Source organism: Levilactobacillus zymae (assembly GCF_032190635.1).
Taxonomy (GTDB): domain Bacteria; phylum Bacillota; class Bacilli; order Lactobacillales; family Lactobacillaceae; genus Levilactobacillus; species Levilactobacillus zymae_A.
Map to the genome: position 1 here is coordinate 403,601 of NZ_JAVLAS010000001.1, position 12,853 is coordinate 416,453.

A 12,853-nucleotide genomic window follows, 5' to 3' on the forward strand; every position below is an offset into this window, starting at 1 on the left:
TGCAATCTACCCTATCGATAAAAATAATTTATAGACCGATATAAAGGATCGGAATCGCCAAAGCCTTGTGGTTCTTGGGGTTTGCGCTTAAACTAAAGCCATCAATTGGGTCGTTCCAATTTGCAAAACGGTTAAACAAGGAGGGCTTTAGCATGACTGATTTTGATTCACGAGACTATTTGACGCTGGTTGACAAGTATTGGCGTGCGGCAAATTACATTTCGGTGGGCCAGTTATATTTACGCGACAATCCTTTGTTAAGACGCGAGTTGCGGGTCGATGACGTGAAGTTCAAACCCATTGGGCACTGGGGAACCATTGCCTCACAGAACTTCATGTACGCGCACCTGAACCGGGTCATCAAGAAGTACAACCTGAAGATGTTTTACATCGAAGGTTCCGGTCACGGGGGCCAGGTGATGGTTTCCAATTCCTACCTGGACGGCAGTTATAGTGAAATTTATCCTCGAATCACGCGAGACACCACGGGGCTTCAACGCCTGTTCAAACAGTTCTCGTTCCCCGGTGGGGTCGCGTCTCACGCGGCACCAGAAACGCCGGGATCCATGCACGAAGGGGGCGAACTGGGCTATTCCATCTCGCACGGGGTTGGCGCCATCTTGGACAACCCGAACCAAATCGCGGCCGTGGAAATTGGTGACGGCGAGGCCGAGACCGGTCCGTTAGCCACCTCGTGGTTCTCTAATAAATTCATCAATCCGGTCAACGACGGCGCCATTTTGCCGATGCTGAACCTCAACGGCTTCAAAATTTCGAACCCCACGATTTTATCGCGGATGACGGACCAAGAATTAAACGACTATTTCGAAGGCTTAGGCTGGCAACCCTATTTCGTCGAGACGGACGGCCAGCGCAGTGACGAAATGGCGGTTCACGAACGCATGGCGCAAACCATGGACCGCATCGTGGAACAGATTCAGGCCATTCAGTCCAAGGCGCGTTTGACTCATGACGAAACGTTGCCGACTTGGCCGTTATTGATTCTACGGTCCCCTAAGGGCTGGACGGGGCCACAATACGACCTGAATCACTTGCCAATCGCGGGATCGTTTAGGGCCCACCAAGTCCCATTGCCGGTGGATGCGACGCACATGACCCATCAGGCGCTTTTGGTGAACTGGTTACGGTCATATCACCCAGAAATGTTGTTTGATGAAAATGGGCGCTTGAACGCCGATATTCAGGCTACCACGCCACAGGGGACTCAACGCATGGCGATGAATCCAATCGTGAACGGCGGGCTGTCCCCACAACCGCTGAATTTGCCGGATCTCCAACCTTACGCGGTGAAGATCGACCGACCGGGGGCTCAAGACGCCCAGGATACCGAGGTCTTAGCGAAAATGTTGACCCAGACGATGAAGACCAACCCGTCCACGTTCCGGGCGTTTGGCCCCGACGAAACCAAGTCCAATAAATTTTTCAGTATGCTGGACTACGGTAAACGGCAGTGGCTAGAACCGATTCAAGAACCCAATGACGAGGACATGGCCCCCGCGGGTCGGGTCTTAGACGCGCAGTTGTCGGAACACCAAGTAGAGGGCTGGTTAGAGGGGTATGTGTTGAGTGGTCGGCACGGCTTCTTTGCTTCCTACGAGGCATTTACCCGGGTCATCGACTCGATGTTGACGCAGCACTACAAGTGGTTGCGTAAGGCGTCCGAACAACCTTGGCGACATGATTACCCGTCATTGAACATCATGAACGTCTCACACGCCTTCCAGCAGGACCATAACGGGTACACGCACCAAGATCCCGGCATGCTGGGTCACCTGGCGGAAAAGGGCCACGAATTGGTGAACGAATACATCCCGGCCGATGCCAACTCGTTACTGGCTGTAATGCACAAGGCTCTGACCGTGCGCGAAAAGATCAATCTGATCGTGGCATCGAAGCACCCTCGGCCCCAGTGGTTCAGCTTAGACGAAGCGCAAACGCTGGTCCACCAAGGCCTGGGCATCATTCCGTGGGCGTCCAACGATGAAGGCCATCCCGACGTGGTATTTGCGGCGGCCGGAACGGAGGCCACTATGGAATGTTTGGCGGCCATCGACCTTTTGCACCAAGCCTTTCCGAAGTTGCGGGTGCGCTTCGTCAACGTGGTGAATATCTTGAAACTCCGGCCGGCGGGGACGGACCAAGACAGTCGTGGTCTGACGGATGCGGAATTTGACCGCTACTTTACCACGGATGCGCCGGTAATTTTCGCCTTCCACGGCTTTGAAAATACGTTTAGAGGTCTGGTTTACGCCCGGCACAACCACAATATCGACTGCCACGGTTACCGCGAAAACGGGGACATTACCACGCCGTTCGATATGCGGGTGTTAAACGAACTGGACCGGTTCCACCTGGCGAAATCAGCCATCCACAAGACAGCGTTTGCAACCCAAGCGCAGGACTTCGACCACCATATGGATCAGTTACTCCAGAAGCACCATGATTATATCCGCGAATACGGTCGGGACATTCCCGAAGTGCGGGCATGGCGCTGGTCCAATCCCTTTCAAGGGAATTAACTTTGGGTTCACTTCCTAAAAAAAGAGCAACGCCCCTGCTGCCGGGCGTTGCTCTTTTACTAGGTTCTGTTTTAAAAATCAAACACTGATTTGCATAACCATTCATTACCTCTCGTTGAAGAGAATCCAGTTTAATTGTTGTGATAACCCGTGTAAGCTGGAGGGCCAGTCAGAAATGGGCTCAGGAGGGAAATGGGCTAGTGTTGGCTGGCGTCTCCTGCCAGCTGAACCTCAGACACAGGTCGGTCTTCAAGACCTGAACTGTGGGCTTGAAGCCGTGCCCACTCCGTTCCAGCCCGTTTCTGACTGGCCAGGAAGCGTTGAATTCTCCAGATTGATTTTTAAGACAGGTCCTAGTTTTAGCGGTGTTAGCTTACGTTGATGTTTAATAGAATGGTGCCGACCACGATGAACCCAATGCCAAAGATGATCACCGGATTGAGCTGCTCGTGCCAGACCAGCACGGATAACGCGGTGGTCGCCACGATGCCGACGCCGGCCCACAAGGCATAGGCGATATTCAGGTTAATCGTTTTAATGGCTAACGATAAGAAATAAAAGCAAAGTACATACGCCGCTAAACTCCCCATTGTGAAAAACAACCGTGTGAATCCGGCCGAAGCCTTCAACAAATTCGTGCCCACGAGTTCCCCCGTGATAGCAATGCCTAAGTATAAGTATCCCATGCTTGTGCGCCTCCGCATCGTAAAGTTATGTGGTGTGGACAAATAACACATCACTAATGATTCAGCATATTGTGAATCAAGATATTCTACCACGATTTTGCCCGTTATGGGTTAAAAAAAGTGCTGGTGACTAAAAATTTTTTTATGCAAGGTCGCTTTGATGGTCAGCAGAAACCGGAAACGGTATGATGAAATTAAAAAATAATGATGGCTAGTAATGGTTTTTAGTGTAATGAAATAGCCGGTGGATAAGGAAGTGATGGGCATGGGGCTTTTAGTCTCAACGACCACCCTGATTTTGGTGGCCACCCTAAGTATCATCGTTAACCGCCAATTGGTACCGAATATTTCGGTCAATTACGTTAGTATGGTTTTGGGTGGTGTGTTAGCGGCAATTCCCGTGCTAAACGGGTTGGTGGCGAGGTTTGATGCAGACGTGTTTATTGGATTGATCGTGGCGCCCCTGCTGTTCTTCGAGGGCCAAGGCACCCGGATGAATAGCGTGGGGCGAAACTTTCGCCAGATTATTAGTTTAACCGTGGGGATGGTCATCGTGTGTGCCGTGATTGCCGGCTTTAGTACGGCCTGGCTCACCTCGTTGGGGCTGCCGTTGGCCTTTATCTTGGCGGCTATCAGCACGCCGACCGACGCCACGGCCACTGAGTCCGTGGTGATGGGGCTGGAACTGCCGCGTCGGGAAGCCACGTCGTTGAAACTCGAATCGTTATTCAACGACGCATCTGGCATTATCCTACTGAACATGGCGATCCTCTGGTACGTTAACGGCTACATTAATTACGGCCAAACGTTGAGTGATTTCCTCTATTCCGCCCTGGGTGGCGTGATTTTCGGCTCCCTGGTTAGCGGCATTTTGATTTATCTGCGGCAAAGCATGTTGCGGTCGCGGTTGAACTTCATCAACAATACCTATAACCGGGGAACGCCGTTGAAGGTCATCTACATGTTGACGCCGTTCTTCCTATATTTTGGGGCCGAGGAGCTTCACGTCTCCGGGATTATCGCCGTGGTCTTCGCCGGTCTGGTGCACAACGCCGAAGGGGAACGGAGCGCCTTAGCCAACCCCAAACTGGCCTACGATAGTTTTCAATTGATGGATCTGGTCAGCGACCTGCTCAATAGCGTTGTTTTCGTAGTGCTGGGAATCATGCTAGTCCGGACGTCGCTGGACAAGTCGGTGACCTATCACGGCAGTTTAATTTGGATTGGAGTTGGGGTGATTCTCTACGTGGCCAACCTACTGGGGCGTTACGCCTACTGTCGGCTGGTTCAACGACGTGATAACCGGTTGGCTTGGATCTTTGCGTTGGGCGGCATTCACGGGGCGGTCACCTTCGCGTTGGCCTTTACCGTGGCCGCAACGCAGGTCAAGACGCAGGACTTTAATCTGGTGTTGATGTCGGAAAGTGTGCTAATCATCCTGAGCATGGTGGTGCCGACGATTCTGTTCCGGCTGATGTTACCCAAGACCGAAACTGATGAGGCGTTGGCCCAAGATATCCGCCAAGTGCGCGAGCAGATGATTCAGCGCGGCATCGACCATCTGGATGATTTACCGGAGCTGTCTGACGAGTTTAAGCAGGCCGTCACGTTTGATTTGAAATCCCAAGACGGGCACACCACGGTGCGGCAGTTTGTCAGCGAGTGGCGGCGGATGGTCCGGCATCCCGAGTACACGCAGGCCGAAATGAATCTATTGATTGCGACCTATCAACGGGTCTTTAAGACCGAGCGGCAATACTTGATCGACCTGTACTACACCCAACACGAGGTCTCTGAGGAACTGTTCAATAATTTGTATCGCGAAGTCGCCATGGCCGAACTGATGGTGTTGGATTACGGAAGCCGGAATTAAACGATCGTCTGATGCGAAGAGACGCCAGCAAGCAGGGGAGCTTTAAATGGTGGGCGCTAGGGACCCTTTATTAAACATGTTATAATAGGCCCATCTTGGGGAATTGCAGGCGATCCCCAGCCAAACATTGCCGTTGATGGAAGGGATTCTATGCGAATTAATGTCTTGCAGCACACCCCCAACGAGGGGCCCGGAATGATTGAGGATTGGGCCAACACCCACGGATTTGACCTCTACGTGTACCACCCGTACCAGTTCGGCCACCTGCCCAGTGCGGCGCAGACCGACATGCTGGTCATCTTGGGCGGGCCGATGAGTCCCAACGACGACCTGCCGTGGATTGCGCGGGAACGGCAGTTAATCAAGGAATTGTTGACCCAAAATAAGGCGCTCTTTGGCGTGTGCTTCGGCGCCCAACAGATTACCAAGACGCTGGGTTATCCGGTGACCAAGGCCCCGGTCAAAGAGGTGGGCTGGGCGCCGGTTTACCGGCAGACCACTGCGATTCGCGGGATTCCACTAAAGGCCGACGTGTTGCACTGGCACGAGGACATGTTCGAGATCCCGGCCCACGCTGACTTACTGTTTTCGAGCGACCGGGTCCGCAATCAGGGCTTTGTCTTAAATCACCGGGTAATTGGTCTTCAATTTCACCTGGAACCGCGGCGCAACAACGTCCGCGAGATGATGGTCAATGACTATCCCTACCTGATTGGGTCGGTGATTCATCCGCTTCCCCGTCAAAATCGGCGGATCCTGTTCCAGTTATTGGACTATATTAATTCATAATTAAAAATGGATTCGGCCGGGTGGTCGAATCCATTTTTGGTGGGTCGGGGGAACTTAATCGTCGCGTTCCTGACCAAAAGCAAAGTAGAGCCACGGCCCGATTGGCTGCACGAAGGCCAGGCAGAACCACAAGAATTTATTGCCGTGGCGGAAGGACTTGGCGCGCAGCAGATCGCTGAGGGCCAGGGTGCTCGCCGTGAATTCGAAGGCCGCTAGCGGTAATAAGCGCTGACGGGCGCGTTTAGAGAGTGGACGGTGGTGCGTAGACCATAGGTGATTTAACATCGACAACCCCTCCTAGATTAATTAGGTTAAGTATACGCCCTTTCAATTGTAAGCGCTAACGGCACAATCCTGTATTGAAGCCGGTAGGGCAATGCTTCTATAATGAAAAGGATGATTAACTGAATAACGTTTCCTAAAACTAGTTAAGGGTTAACGGAGGAGAATATGGATAAGAAGCCAACGGCGAGCGCCCCAGAGGGTCAGCTGTCTCGCCGGCATCACATGCAGATTCGTTGGAAAAATTTCATTCAAGATAAGAACGTTCCGGCCAGAGAGGCCAGTGTGCAGGCCCGGGCGTCCATTGTGGGGCGCATCGGGATCACCCTGTTATCGTGTGGCACCGGGGCCTGGCGGGTGCGTGACGCCATGGATCGGGTGGCCCGCAGCCTGAACCTGACCTGTTCGGCCGACATTGGGTTGATTTCGCTGCAATTCACTTGCTTCAGCAGTCGCGAGCAGAGTTATACCCAAGTCCTCGCGTTGCCGAACACGGGGGTTAATACCGATAAACTTAACATCATGGAAGAGTTGGTCAAGAACTTCGAGAACGACTTTGCCTTTCTCACGGTCCGGGAAATTCACACCATGATCGACGAGGTTCAGCAGCGGCCCAAGCAGTATAGCCCGTTGATTTCGGGCCTGGCCGCGGCCTTGGCCTGCAGTGCCTTTATTTTTCTGCTGGGCGGCGGAATTCCCGAAATGGTCTGCTCCTTTCTGGGGGCCGGCATCGGGAACTATGTCCGTGCCGTGATGGGGAAACACACCATCTCGACGATTGCCAAGATTGCCGTGAGTGTGGCGGTAGCCTGTCTGGTCTACATGTTTAGCTTTCGGTTATTCGAGGCGTCGTTTCAGGTGCTGGCGCAACACGAAGCCGGCTACATCGGTGCCATGTTATTCGTGATTCCCGGGTTCCCGTTCATCACCAGCATGTTGGATATCTCAAAGCTCGACATGCGGTCTGGTCTGGAACGGTTAGCCTATGCCATCATGATTACGCTGGTGGCTACGCTAGTCGGGTGGTTGGTGGCCACGCTCTTTCACTTTAAGCCGGCCGACTTTCTTCCCTTGGGGCTCTCCCCGCTGGTGATTGGTCTGTTACGGATTCCGGCTAGCTTCTGTGGGGTCTACGGTTTCTCCATTATGTTCAATAGCTCGCAGAAAATGGCCACGGTGGCCGGTTGTATCGGGGCGGTGGCCAACACCTTGCGGCTGGAATTGGTCGATTGGACGGTGATGCCTCCGGCCGCGGCGGCCTTTACCGGAGCGCTGGTTGCGGGACTGATTGCCTCACTGGTCAACCGGTATAACGGGTATCCACGCATCTCGCTGACGGTCCCAGCCATCGTCATCATGGTCCCGGGGTTGTACATCTATCGAGCCATCTACAATATCGGGATGAACCAGATCGGTGTGGGGGCCCTATGGCTAACCAAGGCCGTGTTGATCATCATGTTTCTGCCGTTAGGGTTGTTCGTAGCCCGCGCCTTGATGGATAAGCGTTGGCGGCATTGCGATTAATTGAAATGAGTGGACGGCGGTCATCGCGAGGGTGACCGCCGTTTTTTTTAATCACTTTCTATTGACAAATGTAAACGATGGCGGTAATCTGTATTTATCGATTACAAATGTAAACTACAAAAGGAGCGGTTAACTCATGATCAAATTAATGGTGCTAGTGGGGGGCTTAGTCCTGATGGGCTTCATCACCTGGTGGTTCTTCGGCAAACACGCGGTGCAGGAAGTTCACGCCAACGTAACGGCCGACCAACAACGCGTGGATATCGACGTTAACGGGGGCTATTCGCCCGAACAAGTGGTGCTCAAACAAGGGGTGCCCGCCGTGTTGAACTTTACCCGGCAGGATGCCTCAAGTTGTTTGGACCGGGTGGTGTTTAGCGACTTCGGCATCAACCAGGAGTTACCACAAAACCAACCGCAAGCCATCCAGATTGATACCAGCAAGCCCGGCGAATACGACTGGGCCTGCGGGATGGACATGTTTCACGGCAAATTGATTATCAAATAACGGAGGACAAACAGATGACTGAAAAACAAATTACGGTAGACGGGGGCTATGACCCACAAGAGATTCACGTAAAGCAGGGCGAACCGACACAACTGACCTTTAAGCGGGTCAGCGACCGTGGCTGTTTAAACCAAGTCCATTCTGAAAAGTTGGCGTTTAAGTTAGATTTACCGCTAAACGCGCCCCAAACCGTGACGATTCCCACGGATCAAGCCGGGGTATTCGACTTCAGTTGTGGCATGGACATGGTACACGGGAAAGTGGTGATCGACCGATGAGTATTACCAAGCGTTTCTGGGTCTCCCTGATCTTTTCGTTACCAATGTTGGCGGGGATGATCGGGATGCCGTTCGGCTGGATGTTGCCGGGCGGGGATTGGACCCAGTTAATTCTGACCACGATCGTGATGCTGGTGGCGGCGCGGCCGTTTTGGCAGAGTGCCTGGGCGTCGTTTACCAAGCACCACGCCAACATGGACACCTTAGTGGCGATCGGGACCGCCACGGCGTACGTCTATAGTCTGTACGCCATGCTCACCCACCAGGCGGTCTTCTTCGAAAGTGCGGCCTTCGTGACCACCTTCGTCCTGCTGGGCCAGGTCTTTGAGGAGCGGATGCGCAATAACTCCGCCAACGCCGTGGAAAAACTGATGAAGCTACAGGCCAAGGACGCCGAGGTTTTACGCCACGGCGACTTTGTCCGGGTCCCCATCGCGGACGTGCAATTGGGCGACATCGTGCGGGTCAAGCCCGGGCAGAAGGTGCCGGTCGACGGTGTAATCACCGCCGGCAGTTCCAACGTGGACGAATCGATGGTTACCGGGGAAAGTATGCCGGTCGCCAAGCACGTCGACGACGCCGTGATCGGCGCCACCCTGAACAGCACGGGAACCTTCCAGTTTAGGGTCAACCAGGTCGGCGACAAGACCATGTTGGCGCAAATTGTTGAATTAGTTAAAAAGGCCCAAAACAGTCACGCGCCAATTCAAAAGTTGACCGATAAGGTGTCCGATATCTTCGTGCCGGTGGTGTTGAATCTGGCCATCGTGACCTTCCTGATTTGGTACGTTTTCCTGGGCGCCAGCCTGGCGAACGCGTTGATCTTTGCGGTCTCCGTGGTGGTCATCGCGTGTCCGTGTGCCCTGGGTTTGGCCACGCCCACGGCTTTGATGGTCGGGACCGGCCGCGGTGCGAAGATGGGCATCCTGATTAAGAACGGGGAGGTCCTCGAAGCCGTGAACGACGTGGACACCGTGATTTTCGACAAGACGGGCACCATCACCGTCGGCAAGCCGCAGGTGACCGACGTGGTGGGCGACGAAACCCAAGTAATGCAAGTCGCCGCCAGTCTGGAAGCCGCCTCGGAACACCCCTTGGCCGCCGCCATTTTGGCCCGGGCCAAGGCGTTAAGCCTGACACCGATTGAAACGACGGCCTTTCGCGCCGTTGAAGGGAAGGGTGTCACGGCCCAACTCGACGGTCAGACCGGCTTTGTCGGCAACCAGAAGTTGATCACCGCTGACCAACTCAGCGCAACCCTAAAGCGAGAAATGGTGCGGCTGCAGAATGAAGCTAAGACGGTGGTGCTGGTCGGGTTAGCTGACCGGGTCATCGGGTTAATCGCCATTCAAGACGCGCCCAAACCGACGTCGCGTGCGGCCATCGCGGCCTTAAAGGCGCGCGGGTTGAAGACGGTCATGTTGACCGGGGACAACCAGCGGGTCGCGGCCGCCGTCGCCCAACAGGTGGGCATCGACGATGTGATTGCCGACGTCTTACCGGGGGACAAGGCCGACCGGGTTCACCAGTACCAGCAAACCGGTAAGGTGGCCTTCGTGGGTGACGGAATCAACGACGCGCCCGCGCTGACCACCGCCGATGTCGGCATCGCCATGGGCTCCGGCACCGATATTGCCATCGATTCCGGGGGTATCGTGCTGATGAAAAACGACCTGCGTGACGTGGACCGGGCCTTGGCGTTAAGCCAAAAGACCTTCAACCGCATCAAGCTCAACCTCTTCTGGGCGTTCGTCTACAACGTTTTGGGGATTCCGGTGGCGGCCGGCGTCTTCTTCGCCATTGGGTTAACCCTGAGTCCGGAATTGGCCGGCTTGGCGATGGCCTTTAGTTCTCTGTCCGTAGTCACCAGTTCGGTCCTGTTGAACAAAGCGAAGATTACGTCAAAAGTAGTAACAGCTTAACTTAAATATCGCCAGCCCCACCGTTGAAAAAATACGGTGGGGTTTTTCATCTGATCGGAATTTCTCCCGGGGATTTGGCAATCGTAAATTGGCCGTGTATCATAAGATAGTAGAACTTTTTACTACATAAAGGATGAGTGAAGTGAAGAAAATTGCGCCAATTTTTGTGGCGTTGGGGGCCATTAGTTTTGGGGTGCCCGCGACACTGTTTAAGATTGCCCGCCAAGAAGGGGTCGTCAACGGCCCCCTGTTATTCTGGTCGTTTTTGAGTGCGGTGATCGTGCTGGGCATCGTGCATCTAGCCCGCCGCAAATGGCTACGGTATCAACATACGAACTGGAAGCAACTCCTGCTGGTGATTGCGGCGGGGACCGGTTCGGGGTTCACCAACACCTTCTATATTCAGGCGTTGAAGTTGATTCCCGTGGCGGCGGCCGCGGTCATGCTGATGCAGGCCGTGTGGTTGTCCGTGTTACTGGGCTCGTTGATTCAGCGCCGCTGGCCGTCACGGCTGCAGGTGCTAAGCATCATCTTGGTCCTGATTGGGACCGTGCTGGCGGCGGGACTGTTCCCGATTACCCAGGCGTTATCGCCGCTGGGCCTGTTTTACGCCTTCCTGGCAGCTTGCGGGTACGCCTGCACCATGCAGTTCACGGCGCACCTGGGCAACAACCTCGACCCGTTGACCAAGACCTGGCTGTTGTGTTTCGGGGCGTTTATCCTGATTTCCATCGTCTGGGGCCCGCAAATCGTGACGGCACCGACGACTTGGCCGACGTTGAAGTGGGGCTTTTGGATCGCGCTGTTCTCGATGGTCTTTCCGTTGGTGGCGTACTCGATTTTCATGCCGCACCTAGAACTCGGCATTGGCCCGATCCTCTCGTCGCTGGAATTGCCGGCGTCGATCGTGGTGGCCTTTGCGGTCTTAGGTGAAACGGTTAGCGGCCTGCAAATCGTGGGGGTCCTGCTAATTATCACGGCGGTGATTATCCCCAACGTCTGGGGGATGTGGCACCGCGAGCAGGTGAATTAGCCTGGTCAGCAATGGGCTGAAACGGCAGGCACTAGTGACGTTAGTAGTTGTCGGGGGATCATGAGCTGACAGAATAGCTAGACTGCTAAACAGAAATGGACACTTCGCTTCGGTAATCGGCCGAAACGAAGTGTTTTTTTGGTTATTTTCAAGTTTTATGCGTAATGAAATGATTTTTGCGTACAAGTTAAGTAGACGACGAACGCCCGGCCCGCTTTGGTGAAACACTGTTGGTAAAACCCCGGTGGGACGCGGATTGCTGCGGTTAAGTGAGTTTAGTGACTTCGTCCAGTGGTGAGCGCTCAAATTTGAACGAACGGCTTAAGGCTACCGAAATCCCTTGTTACGCAAGGGATTCGCGGGAGACGTGAAAGCGCGACCGACACCACTTACGCAATTTGCGTGGGGTGAAAACGCTTAGAAATAGGTTCTGGCTGACAGCCCAATGGGTGAATCCGTTAGCCAATCATGGAAAATTAGTGTCGCCTAAAAACGCCTACAGGCTTTGTCCTGTAGGCGTTTTTAGGTGGTTAATCAGTGAATAAGTCGTGATCCGGACTGATGATGAAGGCCGCTCATGCCTGAGGGGATTGACGAAATAAATCACGGGAAACCGGTTAAAACTGCGTCACAATTTTCTTCACAATTCAATTGCGTACAATTTGAAATGTCAAATAAACCCAACCGGTTGGACCGCCCCTCTTGGCGGCCAGCATCATAGCTTAGCTAGCTGATGTGGTTCCTAAATTTCTCTCAACGAAAGCGAGTGCTGATTGATGTTCAAATTACTCATGAAAACCCTGACCGTACTACTCACTGCGGGGGCCTTAACGGGGCTAAGCAGTCAAACCTCCTCGGCAGCAACGGTGACGCCGACCTGGGGCCACTGGGGATCGCTCACCATTACCTACCATTGTGCGTCCAAGTCGGCCTATTATCGGAGTATCTGGCAACAAGCCGTTGGCCAGTGGAATCGCACCGGCGTGGTCCGGTTACGGGCCGTGCCGACGGGGCAGAAGGCCGACATTGAACTGACCTCGGCACAGTCGATTACCCGGGCCCAAGTCTTTGCGGGCTATACCGATTACAGCTATTATAAACGGCCCCACGACAACCGCATCGTCTTCGCCAAGTCGATCTTGGACCGGGGCATCCTCACGAGTTATCGCTACACTAAAACGCAACGCGTCAACGTTGCCACCCATGAATTAGGGCACGCGTTGGGCCTGAGCCATTCGCAAGATAAACGTAGCGTGATGAACGCCACCAACCGTTACGCCACCATCAGTGCGCAGGACCGCATCGCGTTACGCGGGGCCTACGCCCATCAACGAGCCTAAGCCGAGGGATTGCGTCTAATCGTAATCCGTGGTAACCTGTGCTTATCTGAATAGTGTTAAAAACTATAGAAAACGAGA

11 protein-coding genes are annotated in these 12,853 nt (G+C 53.9%); 9 read left to right on the plus strand and 2 right to left on the minus strand.

Going from position 1 to position 12,853, the window contains the following annotated elements:
* Window positions 1-152 precede the first annotated feature (152 nt).
* Window positions 153-2,540 (plus strand): phosphoketolase family protein, encoded by a 2,388-nt coding sequence (locus RI501_RS01810; RefSeq protein ID WP_313820077.1) that lies wholly within the window; start codon window positions 153-155, stop codon window positions 2,538-2,540.
* Window positions 2,541-2,908: 368 nt separating this feature from the next.
* On the opposite strand, the gene RI501_RS01815 is transcribed toward RI501_RS01810, so the two are convergent.
* Complete coding sequence (locus tag RI501_RS01815; protein WP_057730357.1) at window positions 2,909-3,226, minus strand: DMT family transporter; 318 nt, start codon at window positions 3,224-3,226, stop codon at window positions 2,909-2,911.
* Between the two features lie 265 nt (window positions 3,227-3,491).
* Between RI501_RS01815 and RI501_RS01820 the strand changes: the two genes are divergently transcribed.
* Window positions 3,492-5,099: a cation:proton antiporter gene (locus tag RI501_RS01820; RefSeq protein WP_313820078.1), complete on the plus strand. Its 1,608-nt coding sequence runs from the start codon at window positions 3,492-3,494 to the stop codon at window positions 5,097-5,099.
* A gap of 150 nt (window positions 5,100-5,249) precedes the next feature.
* Window positions 5,250-5,888 (plus strand): type 1 glutamine amidotransferase, encoded by a 639-nt coding sequence (locus RI501_RS01825; protein WP_313820079.1) that lies wholly within the window; start codon window positions 5,250-5,252, stop codon window positions 5,886-5,888.
* Between the two features lie 54 nt (window positions 5,889-5,942).
* On the opposite strand, the gene RI501_RS01830 is transcribed toward RI501_RS01825, so the two are convergent.
* Entirely contained in the window at window positions 5,943-6,173 is a 231-nt protein-coding gene (locus RI501_RS01830) for a PLDc N-terminal domain-containing protein (protein WP_313820080.1), read from the minus strand.
* Window positions 6,174-6,338: 165 nt separating this feature from the next.
* On the opposite strand from RI501_RS01830, the gene RI501_RS01835 reads away from it, so the two are divergent.
* The 6 genes from RI501_RS01835 to RI501_RS01860 all read left to right on the plus strand — a co-directional run bounded on the left by RI501_RS01835 (window position 6,339) and on the right by RI501_RS01860 (window position 12,775).
* Complete coding sequence (locus RI501_RS01835) at window positions 6,339-7,694, plus strand: threonine/serine exporter family protein (protein ID WP_313820081.1); 1,356 nt, start codon at window positions 6,339-6,341, stop codon at window positions 7,692-7,694.
* Between the two features lie 136 nt (window positions 7,695-7,830).
* A complete protein-coding gene (locus tag RI501_RS01840; protein WP_313820082.1) occupies window positions 7,831-8,202 on the plus strand; it encodes a cupredoxin domain-containing protein in 372 nt (123 codons plus the stop codon).
* A 14-nt stretch (window positions 8,203-8,216) separates the two neighbouring features.
* Complete coding sequence (locus RI501_RS01845; RefSeq protein ID WP_313820083.1) at window positions 8,217-8,480, plus strand: cupredoxin domain-containing protein; 264 nt, start codon at window positions 8,217-8,219, stop codon at window positions 8,478-8,480.
* On the plus strand, window positions 8,477-10,402 hold the full coding sequence (locus RI501_RS01850; protein ID WP_313820084.1) for a copper-translocating P-type ATPase: 1,926 nt from the start codon (window positions 8,477-8,479) through the stop codon (window positions 10,400-10,402). The genes RI501_RS01845 and RI501_RS01850 overlap by 4 nt, the downstream gene beginning before the upstream one ends.
* Before the next feature lie 142 nt (window positions 10,403-10,544).
* Window positions 10,545-11,435, plus strand: coding sequence for an EamA family transporter (locus RI501_RS01855; RefSeq protein WP_313820085.1), 891 nt, complete (start codon window positions 10,545-10,547; stop codon window positions 11,433-11,435).
* 776 nt (window positions 11,436-12,211) lie between these two features.
* Window positions 12,212-12,775 (plus strand): matrixin family metalloprotease, encoded by a 564-nt coding sequence (locus RI501_RS01860; RefSeq protein WP_313820086.1) that lies wholly within the window; start codon window positions 12,212-12,214, stop codon window positions 12,773-12,775.
* Window positions 12,776-12,853: the final 78 nt, after the last annotated feature.